Origin of the sequence: Kribbella sp. NPDC048928, from assembly GCF_043197975.1 — a bacterium.
Lineage (GTDB): Bacteria > Actinomycetota > Actinomycetes > Propionibacteriales > Kribbellaceae > Kribbella.
The window spans coordinates 335,535-354,903 of the sequence record NZ_JBICUC010000006.1; the positions used below are offsets into that span (position 1 = coordinate 335,535).

14 protein-coding genes are annotated in these 19,369 nt (G+C 68.7%); 9 read left to right on the plus strand and 5 right to left on the minus strand.

Going from position 1 to position 19,369, the window contains the following annotated elements; all coding sequences use genetic code 11:
* Positions 1-348 precede the first annotated feature (348 nt).
* Complete coding sequence (locus ACGFI6_RS26795; protein WP_393123128.1) at positions 349-900, plus strand: winged helix-turn-helix domain-containing protein; 552 nt, start codon at positions 349-351, stop codon at positions 898-900.
* A 52-nt stretch (positions 901-952) separates the two neighbouring features.
* On the opposite strand, the gene ACGFI6_RS26800 is transcribed toward ACGFI6_RS26795, so the two are convergent.
* Positions 953-5,356 carry a S8 family serine peptidase gene (locus ACGFI6_RS26800; protein ID WP_393123130.1) on the minus strand — a complete coding sequence of 1,468 codons (4,404 nt, stop codon included), beginning with the start codon at positions 5,354-5,356 and terminating at the stop codon, positions 953-955.
* A 255-nt stretch (positions 5,357-5,611) separates the two neighbouring features.
* On the opposite strand from ACGFI6_RS26800, the gene ACGFI6_RS26805 reads away from it, so the two are divergent.
* From ACGFI6_RS26805 to ACGFI6_RS26815, 3 genes are read left to right on the plus strand one after another with little or no spacing between them, the layout of a single operon-like run.
* The gene (locus ACGFI6_RS26805; protein WP_393123132.1) at positions 5,612-6,229 is read left to right on the plus strand and encodes a winged helix-turn-helix domain-containing protein; all 618 of its coding nucleotides are present in this window, start codon (positions 5,612-5,614) and stop codon (positions 6,227-6,229) included.
* An 11-nt stretch (positions 6,230-6,240) separates the two neighbouring features.
* Positions 6,241-7,392, plus strand: coding sequence for a threonine synthase (locus ACGFI6_RS26810; protein WP_393123134.1), 1,152 nt, complete (start codon positions 6,241-6,243; stop codon positions 7,390-7,392).
* A gap of 58 nt (positions 7,393-7,450) precedes the next feature.
* Positions 7,451-7,807, plus strand: coding sequence for an ElyC/SanA/YdcF family protein (locus ACGFI6_RS26815; RefSeq protein WP_393123136.1), 357 nt, complete (start codon positions 7,451-7,453; stop codon positions 7,805-7,807).
* Between the two features lie 113 nt (positions 7,808-7,920).
* On the opposite strand, the gene ACGFI6_RS26820 is transcribed toward ACGFI6_RS26815, so the two are convergent.
* Positions 7,921-9,909 carry an alpha-1,4-glucan--maltose-1-phosphate maltosyltransferase gene (locus ACGFI6_RS26820; RefSeq protein ID WP_393123139.1) on the minus strand — a complete coding sequence of 663 codons (1,989 nt, stop codon included), beginning with the start codon at positions 9,907-9,909 and terminating at the stop codon, positions 7,921-7,923.
* Between the two features lie 163 nt (positions 9,910-10,072).
* On the opposite strand from ACGFI6_RS26820, the gene glgP reads away from it, so the two are divergent.
* Positions 10,073-12,667, plus strand: coding sequence for an alpha-glucan family phosphorylase (gene glgP / locus ACGFI6_RS26825; RefSeq protein WP_393123141.1), 2,595 nt, complete (start codon positions 10,073-10,075; stop codon positions 12,665-12,667).
* A gap of 249 nt (positions 12,668-12,916) precedes the next feature.
* On the opposite strand, the gene ACGFI6_RS26830 is transcribed toward glgP, so the two are convergent.
* Entirely contained in the window at positions 12,917-14,359 is a 1,443-nt protein-coding gene (locus ACGFI6_RS26830) for an MFS transporter (protein ID WP_393123143.1), read from the minus strand.
* Positions 14,360-14,410: 51 nt separating this feature from the next.
* On the opposite strand from ACGFI6_RS26830, the gene ACGFI6_RS26835 reads away from it, so the two are divergent.
* Complete coding sequence (locus ACGFI6_RS26835; protein ID WP_393123145.1) at positions 14,411-15,007, plus strand: TetR/AcrR family transcriptional regulator; 597 nt, start codon at positions 14,411-14,413, stop codon at positions 15,005-15,007.
* Between the two features lie 13 nt (positions 15,008-15,020).
* Here the strand turns inward: ACGFI6_RS26835 and ACGFI6_RS26840 are convergent, their stop codons facing one another.
* Complete coding sequence (locus tag ACGFI6_RS26840) at positions 15,021-15,890, minus strand: transglutaminase domain-containing protein (protein ID WP_393123147.1); 870 nt, start codon at positions 15,888-15,890, stop codon at positions 15,021-15,023.
* On the minus strand, positions 15,890-16,714 hold the full coding sequence (locus ACGFI6_RS26845) for a MerR family transcriptional regulator (RefSeq protein WP_393123150.1): 825 nt from the start codon (positions 16,712-16,714) through the stop codon (positions 15,890-15,892). The genes ACGFI6_RS26840 and ACGFI6_RS26845 overlap by 1 nt, the downstream gene beginning before the upstream one ends.
* Positions 16,715-16,805: 91 nt before the next feature.
* Between ACGFI6_RS26845 and ACGFI6_RS26850 the strand changes: the two genes are divergently transcribed.
* The 3 genes from ACGFI6_RS26850 to ACGFI6_RS26860 all read left to right on the plus strand — a co-directional run bounded on the left by ACGFI6_RS26850 (position 16,806) and on the right by ACGFI6_RS26860 (position 19,368).
* Positions 16,806-17,504 (plus strand): PadR family transcriptional regulator, encoded by a 699-nt coding sequence (locus tag ACGFI6_RS26850; protein WP_393123152.1) that lies wholly within the window; start codon positions 16,806-16,808, stop codon positions 17,502-17,504.
* Between the two features lie 77 nt (positions 17,505-17,581).
* The gene (locus tag ACGFI6_RS26855; protein ID WP_393123154.1) at positions 17,582-18,883 is read left to right on the plus strand and encodes an alpha/beta fold hydrolase; all 1,302 of its coding nucleotides are present in this window, start codon (positions 17,582-17,584) and stop codon (positions 18,881-18,883) included.
* Positions 18,880-19,368 (plus strand): RNA polymerase sigma factor, encoded by a 489-nt coding sequence (locus tag ACGFI6_RS26860; protein ID WP_393123157.1) that lies wholly within the window; start codon positions 18,880-18,882, stop codon positions 19,366-19,368. The genes ACGFI6_RS26855 and ACGFI6_RS26860 overlap by 4 nt, the downstream gene beginning before the upstream one ends.
* Position 19,369 lies beyond the last annotated feature (1 nt).

Sequence of the window (19,369 nt, forward strand, 5' to 3'; positions counted from 1 at the left end):
CAGAGAACCCCAACAAGCGCGGACAACCGCCCAAGCCGCGTGGGCAGGTGCGTAGGGAGGTGTGGGGAAGGCTTGGGGAGGATTTCCTGCCCGATTCGGGAAGTTTTCCTCCCCAACCTCGGCTCCGGGTGCTGACTCGGCGGGGGGCAGGCTTGGACTCGCGACCACCTGTCGGACCGCCGGGGACCTGGGTAATCAGTACCCACGGATCGGTCAGAAGAGCAGGTTTTCCTGTCCTTTCTCGGACAGGACGCATATGTGCCAGCCCGCTGCGCAAGGAATCCCTTGACTTAGTTCGTGCCGTGAATCGTACTTAGGGCGGGCCGGTTCGACTGGGAGGGGCTTGCTGTGTTGTCGATCGAGAGGCAGTCCGATTCGTCACTGATCATCGGCGTGGCTGCGTCCACGGCCGAACGAGTGCATCTGGCCCGCCTGCTCGGTGAGGCCGACGCCCTGCTGCTGGTGTCGAGCGCCGACCAGGCCCGTGCGTTCCTCGAACTGACCGGTGTGGCAGTCGCGCCCAGCGCGGCCCAGTCGGTGCCGGCAGCCGTGGCGACCGCGGAGCGACCCACGCAGATCAAGGCCGTACGGGAGCTCGCCCCCGAGCCGGTCGCCGAGTTGCGCCTCGACGTCGATCGCCGCGTGGTCCGCTGGAAGGATCGCGAGATGCCGCTGACCCGGCTGGAGCACGACTTCCTGCACTGCCTGGTCACGGAACCGGGCCGCGTGTGGACGTACCAGCGCCTGCACCACGCGGTCTGGGGCAACGAACACCTCGGCCACGGCTCGCACATCCACTCGGTCGTCAAACGCCTCCGCCAGAAACTCGCCAACCTCGGCGCAACCGTCACCATCCACGCCGTCCGCGGCGTCGGCTTCCATCTACTGCCAACGGCCTGAAAAGGGCTCGGCCCCCGGACATCGTCCGGGGGCCGAGTTTGTTACCGGGTGCTTACTTGATCGACTTCAGGGCGAAGTCTTCGACGACGGGTGTGCCGTTGACCAGCCTGGTGGTGCGGGTCTGGGGCTTGTAGCCGTCCTTCGCGGCGATCAGGGTGAGCGGGTTGTTGCGGCGGTCCAGCCAGTACGCGTACCCACCGTCCTTGTCGGTGATGAACGTGTACGACTGGGCCCAGGAGTCCACCTCGACGATCGCGCCCGGCAGTGCGGCGGTGCCGGACGAGGTGACGCCCGTGACCGTACCCATCAGCTTGCTCCAGGTGTTCGGCGGAGTGACGTTCATCGTCACGCCGACGGCCGGGACCGAGTACGGGGTGTTCTCGCCGATCGTCACGGCGCCCGAGTAGGCACCGGGCTGGTCGACACTCGCGGAGAGCGTGACCTTGACGGTCGTCGACTGTCCCGGGGCCAGGGTGGTCTCGGTCTGGTCGATCGACAGCCAGCTCACGTCCGCCGACGACTCGGAGCAGTCCTCGAGACCCGGCAAGGCCTCACTGTCCGCGGTCGCCGTGAAGCCGCCGGACGAGCCGCCGACCTTGTAGAAGCCACACGCCGCGCCACCGCGGTACCGCGGCAGGTTGGAGTTCGGCAGGGCGGACCAGGTGCCCGCGGCCGGGTCGTACGAGAACCCGGCGTTGGTGACTGCACCGGCCTGGACGCCGCCGACGATCAGCAGCTTCCCGCCGGCGACGGCGTACGACGCCGCCCAGTGGTCGGCCGGTGCGTCCGCGATCGCAGTCCAGGAGTCTGCTGACGGGTCGTAGACGTACGCCGACTTGAGGGAGTTCACGCCGTCGTTACCGCCGGCGCAGTACAGCATGCCGTCGATGGCGCCGCAGGATGCGAACGCGACCGACTGCGGGTAGTTCGCCAGCGTCTGCCAGCTGTCCGTCGCCGCGTCGTAGCGCACCACGGTGTTGCTCATCGGGGTGCATCCGGCGGTGGTGCAGCCACCGACGGCGTACAGCTTGCCGTCGAGGACAGCCTGACCGGCAGCGGCCCGCGGGGCCGGGTTGGCGGCGACTGCGGTCCAGGCGTTGGCGGCCGGGTCGTACGACCAGGTCTCCGGCGCCGGGCCGGCATCCGCCCAGCCGGAGCTGGCGATGATCTTGCCACCGACGACACCGACGGTGATCGCGTTGCGGGCGCCCGGGAGCGGGGCGATCGCGGTCCACGCGAGCGAGGCCGGGTCGTACACGTAGCTGTTCGCCGTCGACGCACTACCGTTGCCACCGGCAATCGAGTAGACCTTGCCGTCGAGGTTCACGACCCGGTTGTCCATCACGGTGGCCGGGTAGTCGGCGATGTCGGCCCACGGAGCCGCCATCGGCTTCGCGACGGCCGGCTTGGTGCCGGTCTTGCCGGACAGCATCCGGGCGAACGAGGTGTTCACGGCGAGCCGCTGCAGCGGAGCGCCGACCCCGTTCTCCACCTGGGCCTTGGTGGTCTTGCTGCCGTTCGCGTTCTCCAGGACGAAGCCGCTGTCCTTCTCACCGAACTTGACGTCGACGTCCGCGCCACCGGTGTTGGTGACCTTGAACGACTTGGTCACCTTGCCGCCCGGCAGCCTCAGGTTGCCGGTGATGCTGCCCGGCGTGACGGCCAGCTGGCCGGCCTTCAGCGTGTAGTCGGCGGTGGTGGCCCAGTCCGCCTCGACCCCGACGGTCGCGGTCGAGCTGACGTAGTTGCCGGCCTTGGCGGTGAATCCCTGGTCGCCGTCCGCGGACGAGTACAGCCAGTAGAAGCCGTCGTTCAGGCCGGTGTCCTCCGGCGTCGCCGCCGTCGTCGCGGACTCGGTGCTGCCGTCACGAGTGACGACCGCGCCGTTCACGAACGCGTTCGTGTTGGCGTCCTTGACGTTGCCGACGACGATGCCGCCGCCGGTCGGTACGCAGGTGACCTGGCTGCCGACCAGTACGTTGTCGAGCTCCCACCACCATTCGTACGAGGCGTCGTAGTAGTGGAACCGGACCTGCACGGCGGACTGTCCGGCCGCCTGCGGGATCGCGATCTCCTTCTGACCCGTCACGTCCGCCGCCTGGGCGAGCACGTTGGACCAGGTGGCGCCGCCGTCGATCGACAGGTCGACGTCGGCCTTCTCACCACCGAGCCAGTTCAGGTCCTGGTTGAACCGGATCACCGGAGCGGTGACCGCGCTCAGGTCCACGACCGGGCTGACCAGCGAGGTGTCCTGCGCACCGCCCGGACCGTACTTGTCGCTGTCGACGATCGCGAAGTTGCCGCTGCCGCCGGCGGTGTTGCCCCGGCTGCCCGGGTTGTCGAACTTCCAGACCTGACCGTTGCCCTTGCCGTCGACGACCGTCCACCCGTTCGGCGTGGAGGTGCCGTCGAAGGTCTCGTAGACGCCGTCCGAGCCCCACTTGTAACCGGGCGCGGTCGTGCAGGACTCGGAGTCGGTCGGGACCGCGATGTTCTGCGTCAGGTTGCCGCTGCCGACCGTGATCGGCTGGCTGACGGTCTGGTACCCCGGGTACTTCGCCTCGACCTTGAGCGAGTACGCCGCACCCGACGGGACCTTCAGGCTGTACCGGCCGTTGCTCGGGGTCGTGTAGTCGAACACGCCACCCGGACCCTCGACCGACACCTTCGCGTACAGCGGCCAGCCGTGGCCGGAGCCGTCCGTGACCGTACCGCCGACACTCACCTGCGGAGTGCTCTCCAGGGCGAAGTCCTTGGTGGTGGTCTGACCAGTCGTCACCGAGGCGGTCGTCCTCTGGCTCTTGTAGCCGAAGGACGCGACCGTCAGGTTGTAGTCGCCGGCCGGCAGTACGGACGAGAACGTTCCGTTGCTGCTGGTGGTCAGCGTCTTGTCGGGCTGGCCATCGGCGGTGACGGTGACGCTGGCACCGGCCAGCGGCGCACCACCGGTGGCGGCGGTGACCGTACCGGCGAGCGTGCCGGTGTCACCGATCGGCGCGGCGTTCAGCAGCGCCAGCGCGTCCAGCCGGCCTTGGCCGAACACGTTGTTGTTCGCGTCGGTGCCGCCGCACTGGCTGTTCGGCGCGTCGACCGCGGTCTGGTTCAGGAGTGCCCGGGTGGCAGCCACGTCACCCTTGAGGGACGGCGAGGCGGACCACAGCAGGGCCACGGTGGCCGTCAGGTGTGGCGTAGCCATCGACGTACCGTTGAAGGCGCCGTAGGTGTTGCCCGGCAGGCTGGACCGGACGTTCACACCCGGAGCCGAGATGTTCGGCTTGATGGTGCCGTCCTGGCCGACACCGCGGCCGGAGAAGGACGCGATGGTGTTGTTGATGTCGTAGGCACCCGCGGAGTAGTTGCTGGTCAGGCTGCCCGGTGAACCGGAGGTGTTGCAGCCGCCCTCACCGCTGTTGCCGTTGGCGAACGCACCGAAGATCCCGGACGCGGTCCAGGCCAGGGTGATGTCCTCCATGAACGGGTCGTTCGACGGCAGCGTGGAGCCCCACGAGTTGTTGATGACGTTCGGCCGCTTGCTCGCGTCCGGGTTCTGCCCGGCGAGGTCGGTCGGCTCGAGCATCCACTGGCCGGACGAGATCAGCGCGGCGTCGCTCGGGCAGCAGCCGTTCGCGGCGATCCACTTCACGCCCGGGGCGACACCGATCTGGTTGCCCGCGCCGTCGTCGCCGACCATGGTGCCCATCGTGTGGGTGCCGTGGCCGTTGCCGTCGGACGGTGCGTTCGGCGAGGTGCCGGCCGCGTCGAACCAGTTGTAGTTGTGGTCGAAGGTGCCGTCACCGTTGTTGCCGCGGTACTGGTTCACCAGCGCCGGATGGTCGTACTGCACCCCGGTGTCGATGCTGGCGACGACGATGCCCTCACCCTTGTCGCCGTACTGCGACCAGACGTCGTTCGCCTTGATGTTCGCGACGCCCCACTCGACCGACTGGATCGCCTTCTCCTGCTGGCCGGGCGTGACCTTCGGTACCTCGATCTGGACCGGTGCGTACAGGCCCTCGACCTCGGTGTGGGTGGCCAGGTTCTGGGCGAGCGCGAGCGAACCGCTCTCGACGCGGATCGCGTTCGTACCCCAGAACGACTGGTACTTGATGTGCTGGGCGTCCAGCTCGGCGCGGATCTTCGCCTGGCTGTCCGCGGCGGCCTTCTTCAGCGCGGCGGCGACCGCCGTACCGCGCTCGTTCCAGTTGGTGATCTTGCTCGCGGCACCCAGGTCCGCCTTCGCGCCGAACCGGACCCAGTAGTCCGTCGCGGCCTTGGCGTCCTTGCCGTCGAGCTTCGCCATCAGCTCCGGCTTGATCTTGGCGGCCGGATCGGCCGTCGGTTTGGTCGGTGGTGACGCCTGGGCCTGGCCGGCGGCGGCCATCCCGGTCGCTACGACGGCCACCGCCGCCAGGGTGCTCACCAGTGATCTGGCGAGCCCCTTCCGTTGATGTGACATCTCTGCAGCCCCTCACTTGAAAGACCCCGAGTCGACTCCCCCGAGTCATCTGCTGCAGGAGGACTCACGCTGCGTGCCCCCCGGGCTGCGGCATGTGACACCGCTAGCTTGACGTGGACCTTATGTGTCAGATCAACGTGGTAACAAGCACACATGGTGAGCAAGTTGTGACTAGCTGTCGCGCCGATCGAGGCAACCTGGGCAAACGTTGGCAGTCCGTTGACGATCCCGGGCAGGGGTTGACATCGTGATCAGATGGTCACCGCCCGTGTCCCCGCCCCCATGGACGCAGATCTGACCGCGGAAGCGTTTCCGCTGCTGATCGCGGTCTCGGCTTCTGCTGAGCAACGCGTCCGGCTCGCCGAGCTCGTCGACGACGTCGCGCCGCTGCTGCTGGTCTCCAATCTCGAAGAGCTCCGCCGGCTGCTCGTCCCGGCGCAGCATCCGCCGCCGGCCGCGTCCGCCACGCCCGTACGGTCCGAGCCGCCCGAACCGCCGGAGCCCGATGCGGTCGGTGCCACCGCCGTCCAGGCGTCCGGCGCCGATCCGGACGCGGACGTACTCACCATCGACCGGGCCCGCTCGGTCGCCCGCTGGCGCGATCGTGAGATCCAGCTGACCGATCTCGAGCAGGAGCTGCTCGGCCGGCTGATGTCCAGCCCGCTGCGCGTCTGGTCGTACGACGCGCTGCACCAGACCGTGTGGCGGGACCGGAACGTCCGCGGCACCGGCGACGTGCATTCGGTGGTCAAGCGGCTGCGGCGCAAGCTCGACGACCTCGGCACCACGGTCACCATCGATTCGGTGCGCGGGATCGGGTTCCGGCTCACCGATCACCAACGTCCGATGATCACCGATCTGCGGGCGGGGTAACGTCGCCGGATGTGACGTTCTCTGCGCTGAGCCACCTCGAATGCCCCCGGTGCGGGGCCACCCACGACGCCGACCAGATCATCGGCCTCTGCCCCTGCGGATCGCCGCTGCTCGCGCGGTACGGCGTACCGGATCTGAAGAAGGAGGATCTGGCGACCCGCCCGGCGGACCTGTGGCGCTACCACGAGCTCCTGCCCGTACGGTCGCCGGACAACGTGGTGACGCTGGGGGAGGGGATGACCCCGCTGCTGCCGTTGCCGCGGTACGGCGCCGAGCTCGGCGTGGACCGCCTCCTGATGAAGGACGAGGGGCTGATCCCGACCGGCTCCTTCAAGGCCCGGGGCGCCGCCGTCGGCGTGTCCCGCGCGTACGAGGTCGGCGTCCGGAAGATCGCGATGCCGACGAACGGGAACGCCGGATCGGCCTGGGCCGCGTACGCCGCCCGCGCCGGGATGGAGGCGCTGATCGCGATGCCGATCGCGGCACCAGAGATCTGCCGCCGCGAGGTCAGCGTGGTCGGCGCCCGGCTGCAGCTCATCGACGGGCTGATCGGCGACGCGGCCGCGTACGTCCGCGAGCAGACCGGGTACTTCGACGCCTCGACGCTGAAGGAGCCGTACCGGATCGAGGGCAAGAAGACGATGGGCCTGGAGATCGCTGAGCAGCTCGGCTGGTCGTTGCCGGACGTGATCGTCTACCCGACCGGCGGCGGTGTCGGCATCATCGGCATCTGGAAAGCCCTGAACGAACTCCGCGACCTCGGCTGGATCGACGGCCCACTGCCGCGCCTGGTCGCCGTCCAGTCCACCGGCTGCGCACCGATCGTCCGCGCCTGGGAGCAGGGCCTGACCGAGAGCGAGCCGTGGGAGGATGCCAAAACCGTTGCCTTCGGCATCACTGTCCCCAAGGCCCTCGGTGATTTCCTCGTCCTGCAAGCGATCGCGGAGACCGGCGGCTGCGCCGTCGCCGTCACCGACGAAGAAATCCTCACCGAACAACACACCGTCGCCCGCCTCGAAGGCACCTTCATCTGCCCCGAAGGCGCCGCCGACTTCGCCGCCATCCGCCAACTGCGTACCACTGGCTGGATCCACCCTGGTGAGCAGGTAGTAGCGCTCAACACCGGAGCGGGCCTCAAATACCCCGAAACCGTCCCACTGTAAGAAACCCACCGCGCACTTCGCAGCCTCCCACCCAACCTCGGGCTAGCGCCCGGAACCAATGCTCCGGCTGGCGCCGGCGGGCTGCTCGCTGGCGCTCACTTGTGAGTGGCTGGCCAACGCGCTCGGCAGACTCCTGTGGCGGAGCGGGCCTGCTGGCGACGACCGCGATCCAACGAACACGGGTCAGAACGTCGCGTACACACAGGAGTTGCTGACGGATCCGATCGAGTCGGTGCTGCTCATCTCCAAGCCGTACATGGAGCGGCGCGCGTACGCCACCTGCCGGAAGGTGTGGCCGGCCGTCGACATCGGCTTCGCGGTCGAGCAGGATGTTCCGGAGGACGTCCTTGCTGCCTACGAGCGCCTCGTCGCATGCGGATTCACGACGCGGATCAGAGCCGTTCCGCTGGGGTGATGCCGTACCGAAGAACGGGCAGTGACCGACCGCCGCTCACCGTCCCAGGCTCACCCGCCTCGTCTCAACGCCTCCGTGCCCGGACCACTACCCGTTCTTCGGTACACCCGCCGCTAGGCCTGGCCGCGGCGGACGGCGAGGATGTGGGCTGGTTCGGCGTTGGGGTCGAGTTTGATGTAGTTGCTCTGGCCCCAGCGCCAGGTGGCGCCGGTGATCTCGTCGTAGACCGTGAAGGTGTCTTCGGGGCGCATGCCGAGGGCGGCCATGTCGAGGTGGACCATGGACTCGCGGACCGAGTGCGGGTCGGTGTTCACGACGACGATCACCGTGTCGGTGTGCCCGTCGGGTGCGGTCGAGCGCTTCGAGAAGCACATGATCGCTTCGTCGTCGACCGAGTGCAGCGACAGGTTGCGCAGTTGCTGCAGCGACGGGTGCCGGCGGCGGATGTTGTTCAGCAGGGTCAGGTAAGGCGCGAGCGTGCGGCCTTCACGCTCCGCCGCCTCCCAGTCCCGCGGCCGGAGCTGGAACTTCTCGGTGTCCAGGTACTCCTCCGAGCCCGGCCGCAGCGCGACGTGCTCGAACAGCTCGTACCCGGCGTACACGCCCCAGGCCGGCGACGACGTGGACGCGATCGCCGCGCGGATCTTGAACGCACCGGGCCCGCCGTACTGCAGATAAGCGGTCAGGATGTCCGGGGTGTTGACGAAGAAGTTCGGCCGCAGGAAGTGGCCGGTCTCCTGGGTGAGCTCGGTGAGGTACTCCTCGAGCTCCCACTTCTCGTTGCGCCAGGTGAAGTACGTGTACGACTGGTGGAACCCGACCTTCGCCAGCTCCTGCATCATCGGCCGCCGGGTGAACGCCTCGGACAGGAACACCACGTCCGGGTCGGTCTTGCGGATCTCGCCGAGCAGGTACTCCCAGAAGTTCACCGGCTTGGTGTGCGGGTTGTCGACCCGGAAGACCGTGACGCCCTTGTCGATCCAGAGCTTCACGATCCGCAGCACCTCGGCGTACAGGCCTTCGGGATCGTGGTCGAAGTTGATCGGGTAGATGTCCTGGTACTTCTTCGGCGGGTTCTCGGCGTACGCGATCGAGCCGTCGGCGCGGACCGAGAACCACTTCGGGTGCTCCTTGACCCACGGGTGGTCCGGCGACGCCTGCAGCGCCAGGTCGATCGCGACCTCGAGGCCGACCTCGCGGGCCCGGCCGACGAAGTACTCGAAGTCTTCGAACGTACCGAGCTCGGGGTGGATCGCGTCGTGGCCGCCGTCCTCGGAACCGATCGCCCACGGCGAACCGGGGTCGCCCGGCTTCGGGTCGAGGGTGTTGTTCGGGCCCTTGCGGAACGAGTGCCCGACCGGGTGGATCGGCGGCACGTAGAGGATGTCGAAGCCCATCTTCGCGACCGCCTCGAGCCGCCGCGCCGCGGTCCGGAACGTGCCGGACACCCACCTGTCGTTCGCCTCGTCGTACTCCGCACCCTCCGAGCGCGGGAAGAACTCGTACCAGCTGCCGTACAGCGCGCGGGTCCGGTCGACCCACACCGGGTACGTCTCCGACGACGTGATCAGCTCGCGCACCGGGTACCGGCCGAGGGCCGCGCGGACCTGCGGCGAGATGCCCGCGGCCAGTCGCGCCTCCGGCGGCAGCGCGCCGTTCGCCAGCGCGTGCGCGGCGTCGCTGAGCGTCCCGCGGTCCGCCCGTACGGCGGGAGGTACGCCGGCCGCGGCGCGATCGAAGAACGCGGCGCCCTCGGCGAACATCAGGTCGACGTCCAGCCCGGCGGGGATCTTGATCTCGGCGTTGTGCCGCCACGTCCCGTACGGGTCGCTCCAGCCCTCGACCGCGAACGTCCACGCGCCCTGCTCCTGAAGCGTGACGTCGACGGTCCAGCGGTCACTGCCCTGGCCGGCCGGCGTCATCAGCATCCGTCTGGTCTGTCCCGACGGCGAGGTGAGCACGACGTTCGCGTTCACCGCGTCATGGCCCTCGCGGAAGACCGTTGCCGCGATGGTGAACGTCTCGCCGACGGCCGCCTTGGCCGGATACGCTCCGGCGTCGACGGTCGGGGTGACGTCGGTGATCGGGATGCGCCCAGTCATGGCGTGGATGAACTCCCTGTGTCTGAATGTCGGAACTACAAGTCTGACGTTATCTGTTCCCAGTGGTCGTCCGTGACACACCGGCCTGCAAAATCTTGCTCGCGTTGCAAGATCGATGCATGCCGGGGGTGTTTTGGGCACCCCGGCCTTGTACGGTGTCCCGGTGCGAGCGATACGACGATTCTCCGTCCGCCCTGTCCTGCCCGAGCCGCTGACCGGCCTGGGAACCCTGGTGAACAACCTCCGCTGGGCCTGGCACCCGGAGACGCAGGACGTCTTCGAGGCCGTCGACCCACAGCTGTGGCGGAGCACCGGCGGTGACCCGGTCAAGCTGCTCGGCGAGGTCCCGGCGGCCCGGCTCGACGAGCTGGCCAACGACCACGCTTTCCTGCGCCGGCTGGAACTGGCGGTAGCCGACCTGGACAGCTACGTGACCGACGACCGGTGGTTCCAGACCGGCGGCGGCTCCCCGCTCGACGCGGTTGCGTACTTCTCGCCGGAGTTCGGCATCACCCACGTCCTCCCGCAGTACTCCGGCGGTCTCGGCATCCTGGCCGGCGACCACCTGAAGGCGGCCAGCGACCTCGGCGTGCCGCTGATCGGTGTCGGCCTGCTGTACCGGCACGGCTACTTCACGCAGTCGCTGAACGCCGAGGGCTGGCAGCAGGAGCGTTACCCCCTGGTGGACCCGGACGGGCTTCCGATCAGCCTGCTCCGGGATGGTGACGCACCCGCGACCATCACCCTCACGCTTCCGGGCAACCGTGAGCTGCACGCGCAGATCTGGGTCGCCCAGGTCGGCCGGGTGCCGCTGCTGATGCTCGACTCCGACATCGAGGAGAACGAGCCCTCCGAGCGCGAGGTGACCGACCGGCTGTACGGCGGTTCGACCGAGCACCGGCTGCTCCAGGAGCTGCTCCTCGGCGTCGGCGGTGTCCGCGCGGTCCGTACGTACTGCCGGATCACCGGTCACGCGGCGCCCGAGGTGTTCCACACCAACGAGGGCCACGCCGGCTTCCTCGGCGTCGAGCGGATCCGCGAACTGGCCGCCGAGAAGGACCTCGACTTCGACACCGCGCTCGAGGTGAACCGCGGCGGCACCGTGTTCACCACCCACACGCCGGTCCCGGCCGGTATCGACCGGTTCCCGGTCGAGCTGATCCAGCAGCACTTCTCGCCGGATGTGTTCGGTCCCGAGGTCCCGATCGAGCGGATCCTCGAGCTCGGCGCGGAGGACTTCGAGGGCGGCGACCCGGCGCTGTTCAACATGGCGATCATGGGGCTGCGGCTGGCACAGCGCGCGAACGGCGTCTCGAAGCTGCACGGTGTGGTCAGCCGCGGGATGTTCGCGGGACTGTGGCCGAGCTTCGACTCCGTCGACGTGCCGATCACCTCGATCACCAACGGTGTGCACGCGCCGACCTGGGTGGCGCGCGAGGTCCACGACCTGACGTACGCGAACTACACCGCCGACGGTGACGAGGTGTTCGCGGGTCTGGACAAGACCACGGACGCGCAGATCTGGGAGACCAAGCGGCTGCTCCGGCAGCGGTTCATCGACGACACCCGGTCGCGGGTCCGGCAGTCCTGGATCAACCGCGGCGCGAGCGACGCCGAGCTCGGCTGGGTCGACTCGATCCTGGACCCTGACGTGCTGACGATGGGCTTCGCGCGCCGCGTCCCGTCGTACAAGCGGCTGACCCTGATGCTGCGCGACCCGGAGCGGCTGAAGTCGATGCTCCTGCACCCGCAGCGTCCGGTGCAGATCGTGATCGCCGGCAAGGCGCACCCGCACGACGAGGGCGGCAAGAAGCTCATCCAGGAGATGGTCCGGTTCGCCGACGACCCGGAGGTACGGCACCGGATCGTGTTCGTACCCGATTACGACATCGCGCTCGCGCAGCCGATGTACCCGGGCTGCGACGTCTGGCTGAACAACCCGCTGCGTCCGTACGAGGCGTGCGGTACGTCCGGGATGAAGGCGGCGCTGAACGGTGCGCTCAACCTGTCCATCCGTGACGGCTGGTGGGACGAGTGGTACGACGACGAGTTCGGCTGGGCGATCCCGTCCGCCGAGGGGATCGAGGACACCGACCGCCGCGACGACCTCGAGGCGCACGCGTTGTACGACCTGATCGAGAAGCAGGTCGCGCCGCGGTTCTACGACGGTGACGTACCGGGCCGCTGGATCGAGATGCTCCGGCACACGATCAAGGAGCTCGGCCCGAAGGTGCTCGCGACCCGGATGGTCCGCGACTACGTCGAGCAGTTGTACGCGCCGGCCGCGCAGTCGTCGCGCGCTCTCAACTCGACGTACGAGGGTGCTCGCGAGCTGGCCGCGTGGAAGAAGAAGGTCCGCGCGGCGTGGCCGCAGATCCGTGTCGACCACGTGGAGCTCCAGGGCCTCGGCGACGTACCGCAGCTCGGTACGACGGTCGGGATCCGTGCGTTCGCGGCGATCGGTGATCTGGAGCCGTCCGACATCTGTGTCGAGGTGCTGCACGGCCGGGTCGACGCAGGAGACGAGATCACGGACCCGGTCCGCGCGTCGCTGGAGCTCGCCGAGACGTACGAGGGCAACCGGCACCGCTACGAGGGCGAGCTGAAGCTGGACCGTACGGGCCCGTTCGGCTACACGGTCCGCGTCGTCCCGAACCATCAGGGCCTCGCCTCCGTCGCCGAGCTCGGCCTGGCCGCCGGCCCGTCCGACCCCGACGACCCCACCACCCCCGACCTCCCCGCCGGCTCAGAATTCTGAGCCACCCAAAAGACACGCCCCCGCCTGCCTCACCAGGCGGGGGCGTACTTGTGCCACCCACCCACCCCCACCCGCCCGCATTTGCCTGGCAGACCCACCAATTTGCCTGGCAGACCCAGCAAAGTGGGGGTTCTACACCGTTAACCACGGTGTAGAACCCAGTACTTGCTGGGTCTGCCAGGCAAATTGGTCGGGGTGGGGCGGCGGGACTGGCGATAGGCAATTGCTTGTCGCCGGTCGCCGGGAGGGCTAGTTGGTCGGGGTGCGGTGGATGCGGAGGATGCCGTAGAGGACCAGGGCGGCGGCGAGCGCGGTGAGGGTCAGGGCTGCTGTGGTGGTGGCGGTGTGGAACTGGGTGGTTTGGTGTGCGGTCCAGTTCGGGCTGGTGATGGTGCCGGCGAAGATCGTGGCGAGGATGGTGCCGGTGATGGCGATGCCGGCGCCGGAGGTGACCTCGGTGGCGGTGTCGGTGAGGGCCGCGCCGATCGTGGTGCGGTTCTTCGGCAGACCGCGCAGAACGTTGACCCCGGCAACGACCCCGACGACGCGCATCCCCGCGGCGACCAGGACCAGCGCGATCGCGACCCACACGTACCCGTGCCGACTGAACACGCCGTACACAGCCAGTCCCGCGACGACCGCCGACGCGCTGATCCACGCGGCACCCCCGAGCCCGACACGCTCGACGAACGGCCGAATCAGCGCACCGCCCGCGACGAGCACCACGACCTGCGGCAGCATCCCGAGCGCAGCGAGCCCCGGTGTCCAACCCCAGTCGAGCTGGAGCTGCAACGTGACGAGATACCCGAGCCCCGCCGTCGCCAGCCCAGCCGCCGCCTTGAACGCAAGCCCACTGGAAACCAGCGGATGCGCAACGAGCTTCGGATCGAGCAGCGGGTACGTTGCCGTGCGCTCCCGCAGATAGAACAACACAGCCCCGCCCAACGCGCCGCCGGTGAACACCCAAGGACTCCACGACCCAGTGCCCTCGTTGACGAACAGCGTCGGCGCAACAAGCGCGAGCACAATGGTCGCCGTACCGAGAACAGCGCCCGCAACATCGATCGGATCGCGGTGCAACTCGTCCGGTACGTCGGCCGCGACTCCACGCCGTACGCCGATCATCGCGAGCACTGCGATCGGTACGTTGATCAGCAGCAGCACCTGCCACGGCGCGATCGCCAGTACGAATCCGCCCGCCGTCGGACCGACCGCGAGCCCGACCAGCCCCACGGTCGAGATCAACGTGGTGGCACGCACCCGGAGACCGTCGTCCTCGAACAGCCGGAAGCTCAGCGCCATCGACCCAGGTGTCGTCATCGCGGCCGCGACCCCCATCGCGACCCGGACCGCGATCAGCTGCTCGACCGTACCGACGAACGCGGTTGCGAGGCTCGCAATCCCGAGCAGCACCAGGCCGACGAGCATGACCCGCCGTCGCCCGAACCGGTCGGCGATCGCCCCGAAGGCGAGCATCAGCCCGCCGAACACGACGGCGTACGCGCCGGTCACCCACTGGAGCGCGGTTGTGGACGCGTGCAGTTCGCGGCCGATGGTGGGCAGCGCGACGTTCAGGATCGAGTTGTCGAGCATCTCGAACAGGAACACGGCGGACAGGCCGGCCAACGCGACCCAGGCCTCCCGCAGTGAACGTGGGCCGGCTGCTATGACAGTTGTCTGATCGGAGGACATGCCACTAGGTTAAGTGACTAAACTTAGTGACACAAGAGAGTGAGGTCACAGATGCCCAGAACCGCAGCTCGCGGCGGACCGCAGACGCGCGCCCGGATCTCGCAGGTCGCCACCCAGTTGTTCCTGGAGCGCGGCTTCGACGGGGTCACGGTCGCCGAGGTGGCGCGCGAGGCGGGCGTGTCGAGCGTGACCGTCTTCAAGCACTTCCCGCGCAAGGAGGACCTGCTCCTCGACCGCGCCGACGACGCGCTGGAGGTCTTGCGTACGGCGGTCCGCGGCAACGGCGACGTACTGACGGAGCTGCACGAGGCGACGCTGCGGCTGGTCGACGAGCGCCATTCGCTGTCCGGACTCAAGGACGGGTCGGTCCCGTTCTTCGCCACGGTCGCGGCGTCACCGGCGCTGATCGCCCGCGCCCGCGAGATCGCCGACGAACTCCAGCAGGCCCTCGCCGAGGAGCTGGCGGCCGGCATGGATCCGGGCGACGCCGCCCTGCTCGCTGCGTTCTTCGTGGCCGGCTACACCACGGTCCTCACCCGCACCGCAGCCCGCCAACTCGCCGGCGACACCGCCGCCGAGGTGGCCGACGATCACCGCGGCCGCGTCGACCACCTCTTCGCGAAGCTCGCCGACGGCTTCGAAAACTGACGTGGCCGTCCAGCTAAAGCAGCTCCACCCATTCGAACGGCGGTTTCATGGCCGGTGACGTCACGAACGAGCGGCCGGCGAAGGTCAGGTCCGGGTCCGTGCGGTAGAGGTCGTCGACCTCCTTGGTCGCGGCCTCGTCGCCGTTGTCGGAGGCAATCATCAGCCGGGCGATGCGGTCGGTGAGCTCCACGTCGGCGCCGTCGAGCCGGTCCGACATGGTGCCCCAGTTGTCCCAGAGCAGGAGCTCGTCGCCGTTCAGATGGGCGAGCTGGTAGTGCACGTAGTTCCGGATGAACCAGCCGCCGTGCAGCTTCAGCGGGGCGTCCGGGTTGGGATCGGCGCCGTACCTGTCGCCGTCCAGTTCGCCGGACCGGTACCCGAGCCACACCTCAGCCGCGGACCGGAACGGTCCGGCAGGCATGTCCTCGACGTCGAAGGGGTAGGAGGCCTGATCCAGCTCGGTGTCGATCATCACCCAGCGGTCGCCGTTCCAGTACTCCGCGACGACGTGGTCGTGGTTGAACCCCTCGGCGAAGTACTCGGCGAACCCGACCCGGCTGCGCGCCGGGATCCCCTTGTGCCGCAGGGCCGACACGAACAGCAGCGTGTGGTCGCGGCAGCAACCCACGACCCGGTCGGCCGGCTCCCGCCGTGCGGCGAGCGGGGTGCCGTTGCGCTGGTGGTCCGTGGCGAGGATCGCCGACACCCAGCGGCTGTCGATCTCGGCCAGCCGTTCGCCGGTGAACTCGATGCCGCCGGCCCGGTAGTGGATCACCAGGTCGCGCGTCACGGCCGCGATCCCGGGGATGTCGTCCGGCAACGCGTCGAAAAGTCCTGCATGTACGCCCGGGTCGCTCCACCGGGTCTGGATCGCGTAGTCCATCAGGGGTTCCTTTCGAGAATGGGCAGGGCGATGTCGACGGCCGGCTCGTCGCGGGGGAGCAGGTGACAGTCCTGGCGGTACATCTCGCGCGGCGGACCTGCTTCGGGCAGGCCGGCCGCGCGGACGTGATCGGTGACGAGGTCGTACGCGAGCATGATCCGCGGGTACGCGCACTCGTTCATCGTGATCGTGCAGTACGCCTCGCGGTGTGCCGGCTCGACCCGGATCGCGATCCGCCCGGACGGGTCGACGAGCCCCTCGAACGGCACACACACCTCGACGGTCGCCTCGCCCTCGGGTGTGACGGCGCCGTGGAAGATCACCCATGAACCGGTGGTGGCGGTCGCACCCGCGGCCCGCAGGTAGGTCGTGATCTCGTCGGTGCACGTCACGATCACCCCGACCAGCAATTGCTGGTTGGTGTCCTCCCGGATCGAGGCGATCTTGGTCGCCGGTACGTCGCGGGTCAGCACCGGTCGTGGTGCGAGGCCTGTCGTACCGGAGCGGGAGAGCCGGTCGCGGAGGTACTGCAGCGTCGCCTGGCGCGCCGCGGTGGTCGCCTGTTCGGCGGCCCACCAGCGATCGAGCCGGATCAACGCGTTCTCGTCGGTGCCGGCGAGGACCTCGGCGATGGTGGTCAGCGGCATGTCCAACTGGCGCAGCACACTGATCCGCCGCGCCCGCTCCAGTTGCTCCTCGTCGTACAGGCGGTAGCCGTTGGCCGGATCCACCTGTGCCGGAGCGAGCAGGCCCGACACGTCGTACAGCCGCAAGGCCTTCAACGACAGCCCGGCCCGCCGTCCGAACTCACTGATCGTCAACACCCGCTCATCAAACCCCCTGCCCCAGGGGCCGGGTAAAGAAATGTTCTGGGCGGGGTTGCCATGAAGACACTAACGATATATCGTTAGTGTCATGAAGAATATCGAGGAGGAACCCATGAACACCCCCAACGAACTCAGAGGCCGCCGAGGCGGTCACCATCACCCCCGTCGCGGCGGACCGCAGATGGGCGAAGGCATGCCGATGCACCGCGGACGCGGTGAGCGAGGCGAACGCGGCGAACGTCGTGACCGCGGAGAGCGCGGAGAGCGTGGCGAGCGTGGCTCGCGACGTGGTGGTCCGGGCCGGGGCTCCGGTCGCGGCCGGGCGCCGCGCGGCGACGTCCGTACGGCCGTCCTGATGCTGCTCGCCGACGAGCCGATGCACGGCTACCAGCTGATGCAGGCCATCGCCGACCGCAGCGGCGGGCGCTGGACCCCCAGCCCCGGCGCGATCTACCCGACCATCAACCAGCTCGAGGACGAGGGCCTGGTCACCGTGACTGCGGAGGCCGGACGCAAGCTCGTCACCCTGACCGATGCCGGTCGCGAGTACGTCGAAGGGCGCACGGCGATCGACCCGTTCGCAGCGTTCGCGAGCGCCGGCCCGGCCTCCGACCTGCGCGGACTGCTCGAGGAGCTGCACTCCGCGACTCGACAGGTCGCCCGCAGCGGCTCCGAGGAGCAGCGCGTCGCGGCTGCCAAGATCCTGACCGACGCCCGCCGCTCGCTCTACCTGCTGCTGGCCGACGGCCCAACCACCCCAGAGACCCCGACGGCACCCGAGGCCTGAGACCTGCGTCACGCAGGGAACGTCTCGGCCGAACGACTCCTCTTCCTCAGGTCACCACTTGCTGAGGAGGGGTCGGGATGGAGTCTCGAAGGATCGTCGCGGGCGTGCATGTCCTGCTGGCGGCGCTACACATCTACTGGGCGACAGGGCTCGTCTGGCCCGCGTCCGACGCGCGATCGCTGTCTCGAGCGGTCCTCGGCGTGCAGGTCTCGTTCGCACCACAGGTCGTACTGCCACTGGCTGTGCTGCATCTGCTGCTGGCCTTCGCGGTCCTGCGGTCCGACCGATCCGCCGTCTGCCGTGTAGTGGTGGCAGGCCTCGCAACCGGGTTGGCCTTTCGCGCCGCCCTTGGTATCGCCTGGATCTTCACTGGCGCAGGTACTGCGTTCTACTGGCTCAACCTGCTGCTCTACACACCGGCTTGCATCGCGCTGTGCGTTGCTGACCTGAGGATGCTGCGTATGCGGTGGCTGAAGGCAGCTGTGGTCGCAGGACCAGTCGCTGTGGTCACGGCGGTCGCGTTGATCGCGTACGTGTACCAGCCGGCTGAACGTCCGCATCCGAGCGACTCCGCCGACTCGAAGTACGTCGATACGCCGGTGGCCCGGGTGCACTACCTGCAACGCGGTACCGGTGCGCCTGTGGTGTTGCTGGCGCCAGGAGCTTCACCTGCTGCGGCGTGGGACGCCGAGCTGACTGTGTTGGCGCGTGACCACACCGTCTATGCCGTGGACCTTCCCGGCCAAGGGGAGACCCGGTTGCACGACGAGGGCTTCGCGTTCGACCTCGACGGCATGACTGGTGCGCTCGATCAGTTCCTGGACGCACTGCACCTGCAGAGCGTCGTACTCGGCGGCAACTCGTGGAGCGGCGGCTGGGGACTCGCGTACGCGCAACGCCACCCGGAACGGGTCAGCAAGCTCCTGCTGCTCGCCCCGTCCGGTCTCGACGAGCCGGACGTCCTGAGCTGGGAGGTCCTCAAGCAGCCGCTCGTCGGTGAGGCGTTCGCCAAGCTGGCAGCGAATCGCAACATGGTGAAGTCGGCGGTCAGTGGCCTGTTCGTCCACAAGGACCGGGTCACGCCGCAGGTGGTCGACGAGATGTGGGTCCCCGGAACGTATCGTGACAACGTGCGATCCATGTACGCGCTCGAACGCGGCCTCGACTGGAGCGTCACCGAGCGGGCGCTGCCGTCGACGCGTCAGCCGGCGCTGGTGCTCTGGGGAGACCACGACACCGTACTGCCGGTCGCGCAGGCGGCCCGCTTCGGAAAACTGTTGCCAAACGCAACAGTGCACGTGCTGCCCGGCTGCGGCCATGCCCTGACCGTCGACTGCCCGGAGCAGGTCACACCGTTGCTGGTCGCGTTCCTGAAATGATCGAGACGCACCGGGTCCGTGCGGCGCAACGCGGCGACACCGTCGCGATGAACGAGATCCTCGACGCGCTGACGCCGTACGTCGGGAGGATCTGCGGACCGATCGCGCTCACCGACGGGCCGGACGCCGCGCAGGAGGCGCTGATCGCGATCTTCCGCGGTCTGCGTGCGCTCGAGACGCCGGAGGCACTGTTCGGCTGGGCGCGGGCGATCGCCGTCCGCGAGGCGGTCCGGGTCGCGCGTCGCGGTCAGCGGCAGCCGGCCGAGCTCGCGGACCTCCCGGCCGCGGACGACCCACAGCTCGCGGTCGACGTACGTGACGTGCTCCGGCGATTGTCGCCGGAGCATCGCGCGGTACTGGTCCTGCGGGATCTCGAGGGGATGGACGAACAGACAGCGGCTGCGGTGCTCGAGGTTCCGGCCGGTACGGCGAAGTCGCGGCTGCACCGGGCACGCGCGAGCTTTCGGAAGGCATGGAGGTCATGAA

Coding starts and splice junctions, on each gene's coding strand:
- ACGFI6_RS26840 (WP_393123147.1), bottom strand. CDS start 15,890: ATGGACTACGCGATCCAGACCCGGTGGAGCGACCCGGGCGTACATGCA.
- ACGFI6_RS26850 (WP_393123152.1), top strand. CDS start 16,806: ATGAAGAATATCGAGGAGGAACCCATGAACACCCCCAACGAACTCAGA.
- ACGFI6_RS26835 (WP_393123145.1), top strand. CDS start 14,411: ATGCCCAGAACCGCAGCTCGCGGCGGACCGCAGACGCGCGCCCGGATC.
- ACGFI6_RS26800 (WP_393123130.1), bottom strand. CDS start 5,356: ATGTCACATCAACGGAAGGGGCTCGCCAGATCACTGGTGAGCACCCTG.
- ACGFI6_RS26830 (WP_393123143.1), bottom strand. CDS start 14,359: ATGTCCTCCGATCAGACAACTGTCATAGCAGCCGGCCCACGTTCACTG.
- ACGFI6_RS26805 (WP_393123132.1), top strand. CDS start 5,612: ATGGTCACCGCCCGTGTCCCCGCCCCCATGGACGCAGATCTGACCGCG.
- ACGFI6_RS26815 (WP_393123136.1), top strand. CDS start 7,451: ATGCTCCGGCTGGCGCCGGCGGGCTGCTCGCTGGCGCTCACTTGTGAG.
- ACGFI6_RS26860 (WP_393123157.1), top strand. CDS start 18,880: ATGATCGAGACGCACCGGGTCCGTGCGGCGCAACGCGGCGACACCGTC.
- ACGFI6_RS26855 (WP_393123154.1), top strand. CDS start 17,582: ATGGAGTCTCGAAGGATCGTCGCGGGCGTGCATGTCCTGCTGGCGGCG.
- ACGFI6_RS26820 (WP_393123139.1), bottom strand. CDS start 9,909: ATGACTGGGCGCATCCCGATCACCGACGTCACCCCGACCGTCGACGCC.